At 68.4% G+C, this 17,993-nt stretch carries 17 protein-coding genes and 1 pseudogene; 11 read left to right on the forward strand and 7 right to left on the reverse strand.

The window, feature by feature from the left end; translation table 11 throughout:
* Nucleotides 1–47: 47 nt before the first annotated feature.
* The 7 genes from ACFVXE_RS14150 to ACFVXE_RS14180 all read left to right on the forward strand — a co-directional run bounded on the left by ACFVXE_RS14150 (nucleotide 48) and on the right by ACFVXE_RS14180 (nucleotide 8,026).
* On the forward strand, nucleotides 48–437 hold the full coding sequence (locus ACFVXE_RS14150; RefSeq protein ID WP_389671500.1) for a hypothetical protein: 390 nt from the start codon (nucleotides 48–50) through the stop codon (nucleotides 435–437).
* A complete protein-coding gene (locus tag ACFVXE_RS14155) occupies nucleotides 434–2,233 on the forward strand; it encodes an alpha/beta hydrolase (protein WP_389671404.1) in 1,800 nt (599 codons plus the stop codon). Before ACFVXE_RS14150 ends, ACFVXE_RS14155 begins: the two co-directional genes overlap by 4 nt.
* 83 nt (nucleotides 2,234–2,316) lie before the next feature.
* Nucleotides 2,317–2,772: a hypothetical protein gene (locus ACFVXE_RS14160; protein WP_389671405.1), complete on the forward strand. Its 456-nt coding sequence runs from the start codon at nucleotides 2,317–2,319 to the stop codon at nucleotides 2,770–2,772.
* Nucleotides 2,773–3,037: 265 nt separating this feature from the next.
* Nucleotides 3,038–5,320 (forward strand): alpha/beta hydrolase, encoded by a 2,283-nt coding sequence (locus ACFVXE_RS14165; RefSeq protein ID WP_389671406.1) that lies wholly within the window; start codon nucleotides 3,038–3,040, stop codon nucleotides 5,318–5,320.
* Nucleotides 5,317–5,883, forward strand: coding sequence for a hypothetical protein (locus ACFVXE_RS14170; protein WP_389671407.1), 567 nt, complete (start codon nucleotides 5,317–5,319; stop codon nucleotides 5,881–5,883). The genes ACFVXE_RS14165 and ACFVXE_RS14170 overlap by 4 nt, the downstream gene beginning before the upstream one ends.
* 101 nt (nucleotides 5,884–5,984) lie before the next feature.
* Nucleotides 5,985–6,986: an NlpC/P60 family protein gene (locus ACFVXE_RS14175; protein ID WP_389671408.1), complete on the forward strand. Its 1,002-nt coding sequence runs from the start codon at nucleotides 5,985–5,987 to the stop codon at nucleotides 6,984–6,986.
* A 323-nt stretch (nucleotides 6,987–7,309) separates the two neighbouring features.
* Nucleotides 7,310–8,026 carry a phosphatase PAP2 family protein gene (locus ACFVXE_RS14180; protein WP_389671409.1) on the forward strand — a complete coding sequence of 239 codons (717 nt, stop codon included), beginning with the start codon at nucleotides 7,310–7,312 and terminating at the stop codon, nucleotides 8,024–8,026.
* Nucleotides 8,027–8,102: 76 nt separating this feature from the next.
* Here ACFVXE_RS14180 and ACFVXE_RS14185 read toward each other — a convergent pair.
* Both ACFVXE_RS14185 and ACFVXE_RS14190 read right to left on the reverse strand, forming a co-directional pair.
* Nucleotides 8,103–9,671: pseudogene (locus ACFVXE_RS14185) on the reverse strand (FAD-binding oxidoreductase); the annotation flags it as partial.
* Between the two features lie 64 nt (nucleotides 9,672–9,735).
* Entirely contained in the window at nucleotides 9,736–9,930 is a 195-nt protein-coding gene (locus ACFVXE_RS14190) for a hypothetical protein (protein ID WP_389671410.1), read from the reverse strand.
* A gap of 131 nt (nucleotides 9,931–10,061) precedes the next feature.
* Between ACFVXE_RS14190 and ACFVXE_RS14195 the strand changes: the two genes are divergently transcribed.
* Together ACFVXE_RS14195 and ACFVXE_RS14200 are read left to right on the forward strand one after the other, a co-directional pair.
* Nucleotides 10,062–11,000 carry a hypothetical protein gene (locus tag ACFVXE_RS14195; protein ID WP_389671411.1) on the forward strand — a complete coding sequence of 313 codons (939 nt, stop codon included), beginning with the start codon at nucleotides 10,062–10,064 and terminating at the stop codon, nucleotides 10,998–11,000.
* A gap of 99 nt (nucleotides 11,001–11,099) precedes the next feature.
* Entirely contained in the window at nucleotides 11,100–11,294 is a 195-nt protein-coding gene (locus ACFVXE_RS14200) for a hypothetical protein (protein WP_389671412.1), read from the forward strand.
* 27 nt (nucleotides 11,295–11,321) lie between these two features.
* On the opposite strand, the gene ACFVXE_RS14205 is transcribed toward ACFVXE_RS14200, so the two are convergent.
* A complete protein-coding gene (locus tag ACFVXE_RS14205) occupies nucleotides 11,322–11,687 on the reverse strand; it encodes a metal-sensitive transcriptional regulator (protein ID WP_389671413.1) in 366 nt (121 codons plus the stop codon).
* A gap of 200 nt (nucleotides 11,688–11,887) precedes the next feature.
* Here ACFVXE_RS14205 and ACFVXE_RS14210 point away from each other — a divergent pair, with 200 nt between their 5' ends.
* A complete protein-coding gene (locus ACFVXE_RS14210; protein ID WP_389671414.1) occupies nucleotides 11,888–12,508 on the forward strand; it encodes a DUF47 domain-containing protein in 621 nt (206 codons plus the stop codon).
* A gap of 5 nt (nucleotides 12,509–12,513) precedes the next feature.
* Nucleotides 12,514–13,512, forward strand: a complete 999-nt coding sequence (locus ACFVXE_RS14215) for an anion permease (RefSeq protein WP_389671415.1) — start codon at nucleotides 12,514–12,516, stop codon at nucleotides 13,510–13,512.
* A gap of 162 nt (nucleotides 13,513–13,674) precedes the next feature.
* On the opposite strand, the gene pstB is transcribed toward ACFVXE_RS14215, so the two are convergent.
* From pstB to pstS, 4 genes are all read right to left on the reverse strand, one after another.
* Nucleotides 13,675–14,451, reverse strand: a complete 777-nt coding sequence (gene pstB, locus ACFVXE_RS14220) for a phosphate ABC transporter ATP-binding protein PstB (protein ID WP_389671416.1) — start codon at nucleotides 14,449–14,451, stop codon at nucleotides 13,675–13,677.
* A 27-nt stretch (nucleotides 14,452–14,478) separates the two neighbouring features.
* The gene (gene pstA / locus ACFVXE_RS14225; protein WP_389671417.1) at nucleotides 14,479–15,564 is read right to left on the reverse strand and encodes a phosphate ABC transporter permease PstA; all 1,086 of its coding nucleotides are present in this window, start codon (nucleotides 15,562–15,564) and stop codon (nucleotides 14,479–14,481) included.
* Nucleotides 15,561–16,559 carry a phosphate ABC transporter permease subunit PstC gene (gene pstC, locus ACFVXE_RS14230; RefSeq protein WP_389671418.1) on the reverse strand — a complete coding sequence of 333 codons (999 nt, stop codon included), beginning with the start codon at nucleotides 16,557–16,559 and terminating at the stop codon, nucleotides 15,561–15,563. The genes pstA and pstC overlap by 4 nt, the downstream gene beginning before the upstream one ends.
* Before the next feature lie 140 nt (nucleotides 16,560–16,699).
* Nucleotides 16,700–17,839: a phosphate ABC transporter substrate-binding protein PstS gene (pstS, locus tag ACFVXE_RS14235; protein ID WP_389671419.1), complete on the reverse strand. Its 1,140-nt coding sequence runs from the start codon at nucleotides 17,837–17,839 to the stop codon at nucleotides 16,700–16,702.
* Nucleotides 17,840–17,993 lie beyond the last annotated feature (154 nt).

Raw genomic sequence — 17,993 nt, forward strand, 5'->3', positions numbered from 1 at the left:
GTCTTTGGGAGAGTGCCGCTCCACGATCAAGGAGCGGGGTGGGCGGCATGTCCGTGGTGGGCCGGCAGCGGCTGAGCGATCTGGGCGGGGCGGGAGGAACCGGCGGAACCGGTGGTGGCGGGCACGACCTGCGGCACAGCGATGGCCCCTGGGTGCGGGCCGCGGGTGGGGCAGAGGCGCTGCATACGCTGCTCGGGCCGGTGAGGGCCGAGCTGGACACCGCGCACGAGGGCGTCGTGGCCGGGAACGCGGGACTGGCCGCGCTGGCCGAGCTGGGCGCCGTGCGCGAGTCGTGGCAGCGGCGTTTCGAGGCCGCGCGGGATGAGTGCGGGTCTCTCGCCGGGCACCTGCGGGACGTCGCACGGGCTCAGCACGCGACGAACGAGGCCGTGAAGGCGTCCTTCGCGCCGGTCGCGGCACGGGGCGGTGGGCGATGACTTCGACGCTCACCTGGGCTCAGTTACGCGACCTGAAGTGCGCCGAGCTGGAAGGTGCCGCCGACGGGTGGGGCCGGGCCGGCAACCTGGCCGACGCGGGCCGCGACCGCGTCGGCAAGCAACTGCTGAACGCGCTGAGCGGCACGCAGCAGGGCGAGGCAGCCGATGCGGCGGTCGGCCGGCTGCGGCAACTCAGCCGGAACTTCCAGTACGTGTACACGGAGTGCGGACTGCTCCGGACGACGCTGAACAGCCTGGCCCATGAGATCAGAACCCAGCAACGAGCCCTGCAGGAGGCGCTGGACGACGCGGCCGCCCTGAAGTTCACGGTGCACGCGGACGGCTCGGTGACCTACCCGGAGGCCGGTGAGGGGCTGGTCGACGGGAAACCGCTGCCGGGCGGTAAGGCGACCGGGGGAGGCGTGCCGGGCCTGCTGCCGCCCTCGGGACTCGTCGCACCCAACCCGAACGTGGCCAAGGCGCAGGCCATCGCCGACCGCGTGGTCCAGGCCGTGCGGACGGCGGCGGAGGTCGACTGGCAGTACGCCCGGATCCTGCGGAAGCTGAAGGCCGAGCCCGGCCTGAAGGTCCCCGACGCAGCATGGACGGACGCCGCGGCGGACGCGTCAGCGGTACGGAACGCCGCAGGCGCGTACCTGAAGGACGCCATCCCGCACGATGCCAGCCCCGCAGAACGCAAGGCGTGGTGGGCCGGGCTGACGCAGGAACAGCGGGAGGAATACCTCGCGGTCTACCCGGACCAGATCGGCAACCTGGACGGGATTCCGGCCTTGGTACGGGACGCCGCCAACCGGGACAACCTTCAACTGCTGATCGGGAAGCTGGACGGACAGGAGGGTGAGAAGGCGGAGACGCAGCTGGCGGGGCTGCGAGAGATCGACCGGCAACTGCATTTGGTACCCAAACCCGGTGAGCCGCCAATGTATCTACTTGGAGTCGGTGACGAAGGGAATGGTCGAGCGATTGTCTCGTTCGGGAATCCGGATACATCAAGAAATGTGGCTACGTATGTTCCTGGTTTGAATACATCGTTGGATCGAGAATTTGCGGAGAGCGACCTCAGGCGAGCTCGTGATACCGCCATCGGGGCCCGCAATATCGACCATAGTAGTGCGGCCATCGTTTGGCTCGGTTACGACGCACCGCAGGCACCAGACGGATTGGGGGGCCTGGCGGTAATGGGTGATGGCAGGGCTGATAAGGGTGGGAGTGCATTCAATGGTTTCATGGGTGGTCTAGTCGCCACGAATGAGAATGAGAACCCGCATTTGACGGCCATTGGGCATTCGTATGGATCGCGTACCGTCGGTGCTGCCACGCAGCACGGCGGTGGGATCCCTGGCGTCGACGACATCGTGCTAGTTGGTAGTCCTGGCGTTGGTGTAGACCGTGCCGAGGATCTTGGTGTCGGGAAAGAACACGTCTTTGTCGGGGCGGCTGACAATGACGTCGTGACCAAGCTTCCCTCCAAGCGGCAGTCAATCGCCGGAGTTGTTGGGTTGATTGCCGGAGGGCCCACTGCCGCCTATGCCGTTGGAGACCTTGCCGACTATGGAGACGACGACCTTTGGTTCGGCAAGGATCCGGCTAGTCGAGAATTTTGGGCAAGACGTTTCCCGGTTGGCGAGGGTCCGCATGTAGTCAGTACCAGTGGGTTATCTATCGATGCCCATTCTCAATATTTCGATCCAGAGAGAGATGCGGTTTCGGCGGCTAACATCGCTTTAATTTCTGCAGGACGCTCCCGAAACCTTAAAGCGGAGGAGTATCGGTGAGGCTTTTGGTTCGCGTCGCACTGATGTCGATTCTGATGTGCCTGACAGTGTCTGGCTGTGCAAGTGACGGGAGAAGAAGCAAAATGGATATGCAAGGAGCAGCAGAATATGCAGATGGCGTCCTCGATGCAGTGCTTAGTGAGATTGAGCCGAGGGTGCAGTGGACTCACGGTCCGACAACCACCGGCAGTTGCGACGTAACTCGAAGGCGCACGGTGATGACGATTGTTTCGGCCGAGCGCCGAGGCGGCTTTTTGGGTCTCGTGGATCGCTTCTGGAAGAAAAGCGGCTACCGGATTAAAGCGATCAACAACGATGCTGATTTTCCTGCGATCTTCGCACAGACGAAAGACGGCTTCGGGGTCACTCTGATCATCGGAGGGTCGGGGCAGGCGTTCTTCGAGGTTGACAGTCCATGTGTACAGAAGTCTGCAGTGGCCGAGTCAACAACTCAGCCGAACGGGCCCAGTTACGAGGGGGCGGATCTCATTCCCCGTCCCAACGTCCACTCCGACTTCTGGTCTGCCGAAGCATCCTGACGACCGGTCAGGACGGAGTGATCTGAACCCCTACGTGTATCCGGCACTTTGAGCCTTGGTTTGGGCCCTGGGGCCCATGCTCTGCCAGGTGTTGCTGTGGTCGCATACGCGCAGTGGCCGACCTGTCACTGCTCACTGCACCCACTCACAAGGTAGGGGACTCGCTGTGTCTGGCATACGAGGATTAGCGGTTCCGGGTGGCCCTGACGCGGACGATGTCCCCGTCCGCCTGGGCCGGCAGCCGCTGCCGAGCGCGCTGCACGCAGTGCTGATCCTCGTCCGCGTCCTCTTTGTGATCACGCTCGTCGGCGCGATCGACGTGCTGTCGACGGCGTCCTCGGTTGATGCGGTGGACGGCCGATTACTCGGGATGCTGCTCTACGCGGCGTTACCGGGCATCGTCGGCTTCGTGTTGTCGCTGTCCATGTGGACCGGCGGCGTCTGGATCCGGCGTGGACTTCTGGCCGTACACATCTGGCTCGTCCTCGCCGCGCTGGCCACGCTGGGTGGGGACGACGGGGTGCAGGGTGTGTCCCAGCTGGTGGTGCCCGCCGTCGCCATCGTCCTGTTGGTGCGGCGGAGTTCGCGTGCCTGGTTCCGGCTCGAACCCGAACAGCGGGCTGTGCAGCAGCCGTTCATTCTGGTCCGGGTCATCAGGGCCCGCCGGGACGGCGGGCAGACCGCGATGGAGTACCTGGGTGCGGTCCTGGTGGTCGTGGCGTTGGTCGGGGCGCTCATGGCGACGCAGATCGGCGGGCAACTGACCGGTGAGATACGGAGCGCCATCTGTCAGTTGACCGGCAGCGCCTGCCCGACCACGGGCGGCGGCGCGGTGGCGGGTCATGACACCGACGGCGGTGGTGGCGCCGCAGGCGCGGAGTCCGGAGGAACGGCCTCCGGGGGGTCGACCGTGGCCGGCGGTGCATCGGCCGGCGGCGCGGACTCCGGCGGTGCGGGCGCATCAGGAGGATCCGGCGGATCCACCGCATCGGGATCGAGCGGGGGCGGCGGCACCGGAACGACCGGCAGCACCGGAACAACAAGCGGCACCGGAACGACCGGCGGCACCGGAACATCCGGCGAAGGCACCCACGGGGCCGGGACCTCCGGTTCGAGCGCCGCCGCCCGTGCATCGGACGGGAACTTCTTCACCGGACTCGTCGGCGACGGCCTCTGGGGCGATGTCAGCGGCGCCGCCGACACCGTCCTCCATCCCGTCACCAACGGCAGGAACCTCGGTGACCAGGTCGTCCAGCACGCGCAGAGCGCAGGCGACAAGTGGTCGCGGGGCGACCGAGCCGGCGCGGCGGGGGAGCTCATCAAGGCGTCCACGGGGGCCGGCGGTGTCGGTGCCGGGCTGCCGGGTTCCGGTTCCCGGGTCGGGGCTGCCGTGCGGGCGGACCAGCGCGACCACCTCAACGCCCGGATCCCGGTCGACGCCACCCCGGCCGGGCGCAAGGCATGGTGGGACGGGCTGGCGCAGGATCAGCGTGACCAGTACCTCGCGCTGTCACCGGACAGGATCGGCAACCTCGACGGGATTCCGGCGACGACCAGGGACGCTGCCAACCGCGAGAACCTGAAGCAGCTGATCGGGAAGTTGTCGGGACAGGACGACGCGAAGTCGCAGAAGCAGCTGGCCGGGCTGCGGGAGATCGACCGGCAGCTGAGGGAGAACGGCAAGCAGCCGCCGATGTATCTGCTCGGCATCTCCGACGAGGGGAACGGGCGGGCGATCGTCTCGTACGGGAACCCGGACACGTCGAAGAACGTGTCCGCGTACGTGCCGGGTCTGAACACCTCCCTGGACGAGGAGTTCGCGAAGAACGACCTCAAGCGGGCCCGTGACACGGCCATCGGCGCCCAGGGGTACGAACGGTCCACCGCGGCGATCGTCTGGCTCGGTTACGACGCGCCGCAGACACCGGACGGGTTCGGGAGTCTGGCGGTCATGGGTACCGGACGGGCGGAGAAGGGCGGCGTGGCGTACGACGAGTTCATGGGCGGGCTGGTGGCCACCAATCAGAACAAGGATCCGCATATGACGGCCATCGGGCACTCCTACGGCTCGCGGACGGTGGGCGCCGCGACGCAGCACGTGGGCGGGATCCCGGGGGTCGACGACATCATCCTGGTCGGCAGTCCGGGGGTGGGCGTGGATCAGGCCGTGGACCTGGGGGTAGGTGCCGGTCACGTCTTCGTCGGAGCCGCGGCGAACGACCCGGTGACGAAACTGCCGTCCAAGGTGCAGGCGGCCGTGGGCACCCTGGGGATGCTGGCGCTCGGTCCCGCCGGTGCATACTTCGCCGGGGATCTGGCCGACCCGGGTGACGACGACCTCTGGTTCGGGAAGGACCCAGCGAGCAAGGCCTTCGGGGCCAGGCGCTTCCCCGTGGGGGACGGGCCACCCGTGATCAGTGGTTCAGGTCTGAGTTTCGATGCCCACTCTCTCTACTTCGATCCGGTGAGGGACGCCGTCTCGGCGGACAGCATCGCCCTGATCGTGTCGGGACACGCCGACCGGCTCAAGATGGAGGCACAGCGATGAGGCGACGGTTCCGGATCGTTGCGGTGGGTCTGCTGCTCGGCCTCTCGGTGACCGGCTGCATGAGCGGGCAGCAGGTGCGCGAGGACACCGGAGGGAAGAAGGGGCGCATGGACATGCAGCAGGCCGCCGAGCGGTCCGACGGCATGCTCGACGCGGTGCTGAAGGCCATCGAGCCCGAGGTGCAGTGGGCGCACGGGCCGACGACCACGGGCACCTGTGACGTGACGCGCAGGCGCACGGTGATGACCGTGGTGGCGGCCTCGCGCCGGAAGGACTTCCTGGACCGCGCCGAGAAGTTCTGGCGGGCGAACGACTACCGGATCAAGGCGATCAACAACGACGAGGTGTTCCCGGCCGTCTACGCACGGACGGCCGACGGGTTCGGCATCAGCGTGAGCTTCCGCGGCGAGGGGCAGGCGTTCTTCGAGTCGGACAGTCCGTGCGTGAAGGAGTCGAAGGTCGCCGATTCCACCTCCGAGCCGAACGGTCCGGCGTACGAGGGCGTGTACCCGCTGCCGCGGCCCAATGTGCGGTCCGACTACTGGTCCCAGCCAGGATCCTGAGCACACGTCAGTGAATGGCCGGCGGGCCCGGTGACCCGAACGACTCGTACACACCCGCGAAACCGGCCTTGAACGCGTCCCCGATGGGGGATGGTTGAGGAGTGCGGAAATTCTGGGTGGTCGGTGGGGTCGGCATCGGGGCGGCCATGTGCTTCGTGGCGCTGCTCGTCGTCGGCACGTACTCCGCTGCCGCCGGTCTCGGCAGCGCCGGTGCCGTCGGACTGGCCAAGGGAGCCGTGCCGGCGAAGTTCCAGTCGCTCGTGCAGAAATGGGGCAACCTCTGCCCCGCCATCAACCCCGCGCTCCTCGCCGCCCAGCTCTACCAGGAGAGCGGCTGGAACCCCAGGGCGCAGAGCAACGCCGCCGCGCAGGGCATCGCGCAGTTCATCCCCGGCACCTGGGCCGGGCACGGTATCGACGGGGACAACGACGGGGACCGGGACGTCTGGGACCCGTCCGACGCCATTCCCTCGGCCGCCAGCTACGACTGCGAACTCGCCGGATACGTCAAGAAGGTGCCGGGGGACCCGACGGACAACATGCTCGCCGCCTACAACGCCGGTGCCTACCGGGTGATCAGGGCGGGCGGCGTCCCGCAGATCTCGGAGACGCAGAACTACGTCCAGATCATCCGTTCCCTGGAGAAGAGCTTCGCCCGGCCGGTCGGGCGGATCGAGCCCTCGCGGCAGGCGGCAGGGGCGATCTACTTCGCGCAGAAGAAGCTCGGTACGAAGTACCTGTGGGGCGGGAACGGCACGGCCGCGCAGGGCGGGCGGTTCGACTGTTCCGGGCTGACGCAGGCCGCGTACCGGACGGTCGACATCGAGCTGCCGCGCGTCGCGAACGACCAGTACAACGCCGGCCCGCACCCCTCGCGCGACGAGCTGCTCCCCGGGGACCTGGTGTTCTTCTCGGACGATCTGACGAACTCCCGGGCGATCCATCACGTCGGGCTGTACGTCGGCGGCGGATACATGATCAACGCTCCGTACACCGGGGCGGTGATTCGCTTCGACAAGATCGACACGCCCGACTACTTCGGCGCGACCCGGGTGACGAAGGACGGCGCCGCGGCCCTTCCGACCGCCCTGCCGGAGGCATGACGAGCCGTCGGCGGTGGCTGGAACTCTCCGTGAAGCCCGGGCCCTGAGCTGCGACGATGAGTCACTCTTCGGTAACGTCATGGTGATCATTCGGTGGAGAGTGGAACGTACGCACGGGCCGTGTCGTTCCCTGGACTGGGACAGCATGCGCACTGACCATGCGGCGCTGGCCGGCACAGTCACGTACTCCACGTGGCCGCGGTCGCGTCAGCGGACGGGGCAGTGGGAGAAGCAGTGACCGAACCGAACACGGGGGTTCGTCATCAGCGGCGCACACGGGCGTGCGCCGCCGCAGCAGCAGACAAGGCAAGGGGCCGGAGCAGATGGCTGGACTCGCACTGGATGGGTCGAACCCCGACGTCAGCCTGCTCTACGACATCAATGGGCTCGCCAGGTCCGCTCCGACCTGGTTCGACCAGGTCATGGAGTTCGTCGGCGAGTACGGGATCATGCTCGGCATGGTCCTCGTGGTCCTGTGGTGCTGGTGGAGCGTGCGCCGGCGCGGCACGGCCGAGGACTCGGTGACCGCGGTCACCGGAATCATCTGGGCGCCGCTCGCCGCCGGGATCGCACTGATCGTCAACATCCCGATCCGGGGCTTCGTGGAACGGCCGCGTCCGTTCCGTGACCACCAGGGGCTGGACGTCCTGGTGGCGGGCAAGAACGACTTCTCCTTCGTCAGCGACCACGCCACGATGGCGATGGCCCTCGCCGTGGGGCTCTTCGTGGTCAACCGGAAATTCGGGCTGGCCGCGATCGGACTCGCGCTCGCGGAAGGTTTCTGCCGGATCTACATGGGTGTCCACTACCCGACCGACGTCATCGGCGGATTCGCGCTCGGCACGGCCTCCGCGCTGCTGCTCGCGCCGCTCGCGACGGCGTTGCTGACCCCGGTCGTCGCGGCGGTCGCGCGGTCGGAGCGGGTCGGCGCGCTCGTACGGTCGCGGCGGCCCGCGGTGGCGGCCGCGGAGGGGCGCGCGGTCGGGATCCCGGAGCCGCGCCCGCGATCGGGCGGCGGCGAGAAGGACCTGGCCGCATAGGCGCGGCAGTGGTGGGGCGGGGGCCCGGGGGGCGGGGGGGCCCCCCCCGCCCCCCCCAGTAAAGCGCCAGCCGGGCCGTGTAGAAGACGTCGGGGTCGTACTGCTTCTTCACCCGGGTCAGCCGGTCGGCCGCCGTGCCGTAGTACGCCTGCCGCCAGTCGGTCAGCGTCGGATCGGTGTAGTTCTGGTAGGCCGCACCGGACGCGTCGCGCCGCAGCGCCGCGTGGGTGGTTTTGAGCCAGTCCTGCTGGGCCGTGCCCGCGGTGCCGGGGCGCCAGGAGGCGATGTACTGGGCGAGCATCCGGGAACGGCGATGGACGAACGCCGTCGCCTCCGGGGCGACCCGGTTGATCGCCCCGCCGAGTGCGGTGAGCGCGACCGATCCGCCGCCACCGCTCGGATCGGGGCTGATCCGGGTGAACGCCTCGGTCCGGTCGAGCAGAGCGCTGATGCCCGCCGCGGACAGGGAGTGGTCGAAGAAGTCGGACGCGGCGGCGTACGTCTCGCGCTGCAGCGTGCCCTGTTCGGTACGGCCCGGTGTCGTGCCGGGCAGATGGCACTGCGCGTCGGTGATGCCGGAGCAGCCCGCGTAGACGAGCATCGCCTCCTCGTAGGTGCGGCGGCGCAGCGAGACCGAGGAGGCCGGTGCGCCGATCCGGTCGGCGAGGCGGTCGACGGCGTTCTGCAGGTCGCCGTAGGTCCCGAGGCTGAACGCGGCGACCGTCACCGTCGGGGAGCCGCCGCCGGGTCCCGCGGCCAGATGTAGGGAGGACCAGATCTCGTCCGGCTGGTCCGGGCCCCACTCCTGCCAGGCCGTGACGACGGACCGGGCGCGCGACCACGGCCACGACATGTACGCGGTGACGGTCTGCGGGGTGGGACGGGTGCGGAACTTCAGCTCGGTGACCACGCCGAAGTTGCCGTTGCCGGCGCCGCGCAGTGCCCAGAACAGCTCGGGGTGGTGCGTGGCGTCGGCGGTGACGGTCTTCCCGTCGGCCGTGACGAGCGTGGCAGCGGTGAGGCTGTCGCAGGTCAGGCCGTACGCGCGGGCAGCGACACCGTGGCCGCCGCCGAGGGTCAGGCCGGAGATGCCGACCGTGGGGCAGGAGCCGCCGGGGATCGTCAGACCGTGCGGGGCGAGCCCCCGGTAGACGTCGACGAGCTTGGCGCCCGCGCCGATGGTGCCGTCCCGGCCGACCCGGGAGAGTGACGACACGTCGATGACCAGCCGGCCGTTGCCGCTCGACCAGCCGGCGTACGAGTGGCCGCCGCTGCGGATCGAGAGGGGGGTGGAGCTGCGGCGGGCGAAGGCCAGGCACTCGCGGATGTCGGCCTCGTGCCGGACGTAGGCGACGGCGGCAGGTTTCTGTCCGTCGAACCGGGTGTTGTAGAGCTGACGAGCTGTCGGATATGTCGCGTCCTGGGGGCGTACGAGCGTGCCGTCGAGGCTCTTGGCCAGAGCGGACCAGTCCGCCGCGCCGGTGGTGGCGGACGAGGGTTTCGGTGGGGCGGCGGTGGCGGTGGTCGTGGCGGAGGCGCTGTCTCCGCTGCCGGAGCCGGTACCGCTGCAGGCGGACGTCGTGGCGCCCGCGAGGGCCGCTGCCGCGCCCGCGGTGAGCAGGGCGCGCCGGTTCGGCAGGTTCATCGGACCTCCGGGTCGTGGACTCGCGGGGCGACCGGCGCGTGCGGCCGGACGGGGTGAGCGGCGATCACGGAGCGGCTCGGTGATCTTCGGCGTCGGTGCGGGCGCGATCGCGGGAGCGGCGGGCCGGGCCGGTCCAGCCGCAGCCGCAGCGGGCGATGCAGAACGAGCCGCGTTCGATGGTGAAGGGCTCGTGGGTGGGGGGTGTCGGCGGCGTCGGAGGCGCGGCCGCGGGGACCTCGGCGGTGTGTCGGTCGTACACCCGTCCACGGTACTGGTCGCGGCCACTTGGCCGTGAGGCCCGTGGCGACGGCGTGACGGGGGACACGGGTGGTCGTTATGCGAAGCGGGTGGGGCTCGGGCAAGCGGTACGTCGTTGGGGGTTGGCAGGCGATGGTGGTGCAGCAGCAGAGGTCCGGAGGCGGGGCGCGCGCGGCGTGCGCCCTCGCCGTGGTGGGCGTGATGGCGGCGGCCGCCGGATGCTCGGGCAGTGGCGGTCCCGGTGGGTTCGCCATCGGTGGTGGCGGGGACCGGGCGGTCGCCGACGAGCGGGACCGGTCCGACGGTGTCGAGCTGATCCACCGGGCGGCCGCGGTGCTCGCCGGCACGGAGGCCGGGGGCCGGGAGGCCGTCGACGGGAGCGCCGAGGTGCGGACGTCGATGGAGACCGCGGCCGGGGGGACGCGGGTGACGATCACCGGCCGGGGGAGGTACGACTTCCGCACCCAGCTCGGCCGGCTCACCGTCGTGCTGCCGAAGGACGCCAGGGGAGAGGCCGAGCACCTCCCCATCACCGAACTCCTCGCCCCCGGCGCGCTCTACATGAAGAACCGTGGTGCGGGGGTCCCTGACGACAAGTGGGTCAGGGTCGACACGACGACGCTGGCCGACGGCAACCTCGTCACCGGAGGCGTCACCGACCCGATGGCCGCCGCTGAGCTGCTGCGCGGTGCGCGCGAGGTGACGTATGTGGGGAAGAGCGAGCTCGCCGGGGTGACGGTGCGGCACTACCGGGGGACGGCGGATCTCGGGCGGGCGGCGCGGGCCGCCTCACCGCAGTCACGTGGCGCGCTGGCCGCGGCGGCGAAGGGGTTCCGTACGGACGCGGTGCCGTTCGACGCGTATCTGGACGAGGCGGGGCGGCTGCGGAAGGTGCGGCACCGGTTCAGCTTCGCCAACGCGGGACCGGCGGTCGAGGTGGTGTCGACGACGCTGCTGTCCGGATTCGGGGTGCCGGTGGACGTGCGGCTCCCGGACGACCGGGACATCTACACCGGCAAGATCCAGCAGGCCGGAGAAGGCGGCGGCGGGGGCGACGGACGGGGTGCGTAGGCATCCGGCGCGGCCGAAAATGGTCCGTCCGTGCCATGCGCGGCGCGTGCTCCGCTCCCTACGCTAGGAAGTCGGCGACGGCAGTGAGAGGTGACGTACGTGGTGACGCTCAGCGCTCGGACCGTTCAGGACCATGTGGCCCTCGCCGAGATCGAGCTGTGCGGTGAGCTGATGATCGCGGCGTCGGCCGCGATCGGTGAACGGCTCAGTGCGGACCGTATCGACGAGGTGCTCAACGTCGAGGTCGGCACCGAACGCACCACCGTCCCCCGGCAGGGCGAGCACCGGGGATGACGCGAGTGCGCGTCGGGTGGTGCCGTCTCAGGTACGGAGCAGCCGGGCGATCGCCTTCGTCGCTTCCTCGACCTTCGCGTCGATCTCGTCTCCGCCCTTGACCGCCGCGTCGGCGACGCAGTGGCGCAGGTGCTCCTCCAGGAGCTGAAGGGCGAACGACTGCAGGGCCTTGGTCGAAGCCGAGACCTGGGTGAGTATGTCGATGCAGTAGACGTCCTCGTCGACCATCCGCTGCAACCCTCGGATCTGGCCCTCGATCCGGCGCAGCCGCTTGACGTGGTCGGCCTTCTGGTGGTGGTAGCCGTGTATGCCGCGGTCGTGGTCGGTGACTACCTGTGCGGGATCCGTCACGTTCGCGGATTCCGCCGCCCCGGTGGTCTCGATGGTGGTCATTACTGCCTCCCGTTTTCCCTCTGCTTTGCCGCTCATATACCCCTGGTGGGTATATCCTAACGAATTCAGCTGAAACGTGACCGGGGGCCCGTGCTGATCACCGTGTTCGATGCGCGACACTGAAGAATGCCGGTTAGCCGTGGCCGGATGATGCGCCTAGCATCAGCCTGACCGAATCCAAAGCATCCCGAGGACCCCACGTGCGCTTTCGTCTGACCCCCAGGGAGACGAGCTTCTACGACATGTTCTCCGCATCCGCGGACAACATCGTCACGGGCTCGAAACTCCTCATGGAACTGCTCGGGGCGGACACTGCCTCCCGAGTCGAGATCGCGGAGCGTATGCGGGCAGCGGAGCACGCGGGGGACGATGCCACCCACGCGATCTTCCACCAGCTGAACTCCTCGTTCATCACGCCGTTCGACCGCGAGGACATCTACAACCTCGCATCGTCGCTCGACGACATCATGGACTTCATGGAGGAGGCCGTCGACCTGGTCGTGCTGTACCAGGTCGAGGAACTCCCCAAGGGTGTCGAGCAGCAGATCGAGGTGCTGGCGCGAGCGGCCGAACTGACCGCCGAGGCGATGCCGAACCTGCGGACGATGGACAACCTCACCGAGTACTGGATCGAGGTCAACCGCCTGGAGAACCAGGCCGACCAGATCCATCGCAAGCTGCTCGCCCAGCTCTTCAACGGCAAGTACGACGCCATCGAGGTCCTGAAGCTCAAGCAGATCGTGGATGTGCTGGAAGAGGCGGCCGATGCGTTCGAGCACGTCGCCAACACGGTGGAGACCATCGCGGTCAAGGAGTCCTGAACCACGTGGACACCTTTGCGCTGATCGTGACCATCGGTGTCGCGCTCGGCTTCACATACACGAACGGCTTCCACGACTCGGCGAACGCCATCGCCACCTCGGTCTCCACCCGGGCGCTGACCCCGCGTGCGGCCCTGGCGATGGCCGCGGTGATGAACCTCGCCGGTGCCTTCCTGGGCCAGGGGGTCGCCAAGACCGTCAGTGAAGGCCTGATCGCGACGCCCGAGGGGCAGAAGGGGATGGGAATCCTCTTCGCCGCCCTGGTCGGCGCGATCATCTGGAACCTCGTCACCTGGTACTTCGGGCTGCCCTCCTCGTCGTCGCACGCGCTGTTCGGCGGCATGGTCGGAGCGGCGCTGGCCGGCGGGACGTTGGTGCACTGGGACGGGGTGCTCGACAAGATCGTCATCCCGATGTTCGTCTCGCCGGTCGTCGGCCTGATCGTCGGCTACCTGGTGATGGTCGCGATCATGTGGATGTTCCGGAAGGCCAACCCGCACAAGGCGAAGCGCGGCTTCCGGATCGCGCAGACGGTCTCCGCGGCCGGCATGGCGCTCGGTCACGGTCTGCAGGACGCGCAGAAGACGATGGGCATCGTGGTGATGGCGCTGGTCATCGCCGATGTCGAGGGCCCCAACGACCCGATCCCGGTCTGGGTGAAGCTCGTCTGCGCGCTGATGCTCTCGCTGGGTACGTACGCGGGTGGCTGGCGGATCATGCGGACGCTCGGCCGGAAGATCATCGAGCTGGACCCGCCGCAGGGCTTTGCGGCGGAGACCACCGGCGCGTCGATCATGTTCGGTTCGGCCTACCTGTTCCACGCGCCCATCTCCACGACCCATGTGATCACCTCGGCAATCATGGGTGTGGGTGCCACGAAGCGGGTGAACGCGGTGCGGTGGGGGGTCGCGAAGAACATCATCCTCGGGTGGTTCATCACGATGCCGGCCGCGGCGCTGGTCGCCGCCGCGAGTTACGGGATCGTCGTCCTGCTGTTCGGGTGACCGACCGGCCGCAGCCGGGTCCTCCCGGCGGCGCGCTCCGTCCGCGGACCACGATGGTCCGAAGCTGAAACGGGTCCGCCCCCGCTCCCTCGTGAGGAGCGGGGGCGGACCCTTTCGCCTTGAGGGTGGCACCGCCATGCAGCACCCCAAGGCCGTCTCAGATCACCCGAAGCGTCCGGAGATGTAGTCCTCCGTCGCCTGGACCGACGGGTTGGAGAAGATCCGCTCCGTCTCGTCGATCTCCACGAGCTTGCCGGGCTTGCCGACCGCCGCGAGGTTGAAGAACGCCGTGCGGTCCGAGACGCGCGCCGCCTGCTGCATGTTGTGCGTCACGATGACGATCGTGAAGCGTTCCTTCAGCTCGCCGATCAGGTCCTCGATGGCGAGGGTCGAGATCGGGTCCAGCGCGGAGCACGGCTCGTCCATCAGCAGCACGTCCGGCTCGACCGCGATGGCGCGGGCGATGCACAGGCGCTGCTGCTGGCCGCCGGAGAGGCCGGAGCCCGGCTTGTTCAGGCGGTCCTTGACCTCGTTCCAGAGGTTGGCGCCGCGGAGGGACTTCTCGACGACGTCCGCCAGCTGGCTCTTCCTGTACGAACCGTTCAGCTTCAGGCCCGCCGCGACGTTGTCGAAGATCGACATGGTCGGGAACGGGTTCGGGCGCTGGAAGACCATGCCGACCGTGCGGCGCACGGTGACCGGGTCGACGTTGGCCCCGTACAGGTTCTCGTCGTCCAGCAGCACCTTGCCCTCGACGCGGCCACCGGGGGTGACCTCGTGCATGCGGTTCAGGGTGCGCAGGAAGGTGGACTTTCCGCAGCCGGACGGGCCGATGAAGGCGGTCACGGAGCGGGGCTCCACGGTCATCGAGATGTCCTCGATGGCGAGGTGGGAGCCGTAGAAGGCGGACAGGCCGCTGACGTCGATGCGCTTGGCCATCTGAATCACTGCTTCTTTCGTGCCGCGTCAGCGGCCGGTCTGCGGGGCCTTCCAGCGGGCGATGCCGCGGGCCACCAGATTGAGGATCATGACGAAGGCGATCAGGACCAGAGCGGCGCCCCAGGCGCGGTCGTACGACGGCTCGCTGCCGATCTTGAACTGCTCCCAGATGTAGAAGGGGAGCGACGACTGTGCGCCTTCGAAGGGATTGGTGTTGATCAGCTGGCTGCCGAAGACCAGCAGCATGATCGGCGCGGTCTCGCCGGCGATCCGGGCGATCGCGAGCATCACACCCGTGGTGATGCCGCCGATCGCGGTGGGCAGGACCACCTTCAGGATGGTGCGCCACTTGGGGACGCCGAGGGCGAGCGATGCCTCGCGGAGCTCGTTCGGGACGAGCTTGAGCATCTCCTCGGTGGAGCGGACCACGACCGGGATCATCAGGATCGTGAGCGCCAGCGAACCCATCAGACCGGACGGCTGGAGCTTTGCCATCAGCATGATCGACAGGATGAAGAGGCCGGCCACGATCGACGGGATGCCGGTCATCACGTCCACGAAGAACGTCACGGTCCTGGCCAGCGCGCCCTTTCCGTACTCCACCAGGTAGACGGCGGTCAGCAGGCCGATCGGGGCGGAGATCAAGGTGGCGAGGCCGACCTGCTCCAGCGTGCCGATCAGTGCGTGGTAGACCCCGCCGCCCGGCTCGGTGCCGAGCACACCGGCCATGGAGTGGGTGAGGAAGTAACCGTCGAGGACCTCGGCGCCGCGGCTGACCGTCGTCCAGATCAGCGAGGCCAGCGGAACGACGGCGAGGAGGAAGCACACCCAGACGACGCTGGTGGCGAGCCGGTCCTTGGCCTGCCGCCGGTTCTCGACGACCGAGGTCGTGACGTACGAGATGACGACGAAGAGCAGGGCGGAGAACAGGCCCCACTGGATGTGGCTCTGCCAGCCCGCCGCCGCGCCGATGCCGACGCCGAGGACGAGTGCGCCGGCCGCGAAGGCGACCGGGGCCCAGCGCGGGAGCGCCCGGCTGCTGAGGCTGTTCCGGGAAGCGGCCGCCGTCGAGGTGGGGCGCTGCTGTATGCCGGTCTTGGCTGCCTGGCTCATGCGTTGGCCCCCGAGTACTCCTTGCGGCGGGCGATGATGAGCCGGGCCGCGCCGTTGACCAGCAGGGTGAGGACGAAGAGGACGAGACCGGAGGCGATCAGGGCGTCACGCCCGAACTGGTCGGCCTCGTCGAACTTCGCCGCGATGTTCTGGGCGAACGTTCCGCCGCCCGGGTTGAGCACATGCGCCGAGATGAGGAAGCTCGGCGACAGGACGGTGGCGACGGCCATCGTCTCGCCGAGTGCGCGGCCCAGGCCCAGCATCGACGCGGAGATCACGCCGGAGCGGCCGAACGGCAGGACCGAGAGGCGGATGACCTCCCAGCGGGTGGCGCCGAGCGCGAGGGCGGCTTCCTCGTTCATCCGCGGAACCTGGAGGAAGACTTCGCGGCTGACGCTCGTCACGATCGGCAGGATCATGATCGCGAGCAGGATGCCCACGGTGAAGAGCGAGCGGGCGACGCCCACCTCGGTCTTCTCGAAGACGTACGTCCAGCCGAAGAACTGGTCGAGCCAGAGGTTCAGGCCCTCCAGGTACGGGACCAGGAAGAGGGCGCCCCAGATGCCGTACACGATGCTGGGCACTGCGGCCAGCAGGTCGACGACGTACGCGAGGGGCGCGGCCAGCTTGCGCGGCGCGTAGTGGGAGATGAAGAGGGCGATGCCGACAGCGATCGGAACCGCGATGACCATCGCGATGATCGAGCTGACGACCGTGCCGAAGAGCAGGACCGCGATACCGAAGACCGGCTTGTCGCCGACCGGGTTCCAGTCCAGCGTGGTGAAGAAGTTGCCCTGGTCCTTGGAGACGGCGAGGGTTGCGCGGTACGCGAGGAACACGGCGATCGACGCCATGATCACGAGCAGCAGAATGCCCGAACCCCGCGAGAGGCCCAGGAAGATCTTGTCGCCCGCGCGTCCGACGGCCTTCGGCCTGGCGCGCTTGCGCTGCACCGGCGGTGCCGGTGGCATGTCTATCGGTGTGGTGGAAGCCATGGTCTTTCCGGTCTGTGTGGGGGAACCCGGGGGTTCCCCTGGCGGCGGTGCACCGGATGGGTCGGGGTGGCGGGCCGGTCCGTAGGGATGTTTCGGGCCGGCCCGCCGGATGCTGCTGGTGTTACGGGTGGTGCTTCTGGTTACGAGAGGGAGCCGATGGTCTCGCGGACCTTGGCGTTGATCTCGGCCGGGATCGGCGCGTAGCCGGCGTCGGTGAGGAGCTTCTGACCCTCGTCACCGGCGGTGTAGTTCAGGAAGGACTTGACCGTGGGAAGCGTCTCGGCCTTGTTGCCCGTGTCGCAGACGACCTCGTACGTCACCAGGACGATCGGGTACGCACCCTCGGCCTTGGTGGTGTAGTCGAGGGTGAGCGCCAGGTCCTTGCCGGTGCCCGTGACCTTGGCGGCGGCGATGGCCTTGGAGGCGTTCTCCGAGGAAGCCTTGACCGGGGCGGAGCCACCGGTGTTGATGTCGACCGTGGAGATGGACTGCGACGAGGCGTACGAGAGCTCGAAGTAACCGATCGAGCCGTCGACCTGCTTCACCTGCGCGGCGACACCGGAGGACTGCGACGCGGCCTGGCCACCGGGGGCCGGCCACTTCTTCTCGGGCTCGTACTTCCAGTCGTTCGGGGCGGTGGCGGCGAGGTACTTGCCGAGGTTCTGCGTGGTGCCGGAGTCCTCGGAGCGGTGGAAGGCCTGGATGGCCTTGTCCGGCAGCTTGACGCCCGTGTTCAGCTTCGCGATCGCCGGGTCGTTCCACTTCTTGATCTTGCTGTCGAAGATCTTGGCGAGCGTCGGGCCGTCCAGCGTCAGGCTGTCGACACCGTCGAGGTGGAAGCCGATGGCGATGGGGCCGCCGACCATCGGGAGGTTGATGCCCTGCCCGGTCTTGCAGATCTTCTTCGAGTCGGTGACCTCTTCGGGCTTCAGCGCCGAGTCGGAGCCGGCGAAGCCGACGGTGCCCTGGTTGAAGGCGATGATGCCCTCACCGGAGGAGGACGACTTGTAGTTGATCTCCACGCCCTTGCAGCCGGCCATGTAGTTCTTGACCCACAGGTCCATGGCGTTCTTCTGCGCGCTGGAGCCGGAGGCGAGGAGCTGGCCCTTGGCGTCGTCACACTTGATGTTCGACGCGGCGGCGGTCGTCTTCTCGCCGCTGCCGCCCGTGTCGCCACCACTGTTGTTGTCCGAACCGCACGCCGTGAGGACCAGGGCGCTGGAGACGGCGAGGGCACCGAGCGCGGTGGCACGAAGCCGGTTCTTGCGCTGAAGCTTCACTTTCGGGGTTTTCCTTCCAGGAGCCGCCGAGGTCAGTTTCGTTCTACGACGGCGTGCGATGTGTGGGGTGCTGCGGCGTTTCGCCGCGCACCGTGCACAGCCGAAATTAGGCAGATCAGGTGAAGTGGTTTGCGGGGCGGGGTGAACGGAAGGT

This window comes from Streptomyces sp. NPDC058231 (assembly GCF_042882275.1).
GTDB lineage: Bacteria > Actinomycetota > Actinomycetes > Streptomycetales > Streptomycetaceae > Streptomyces.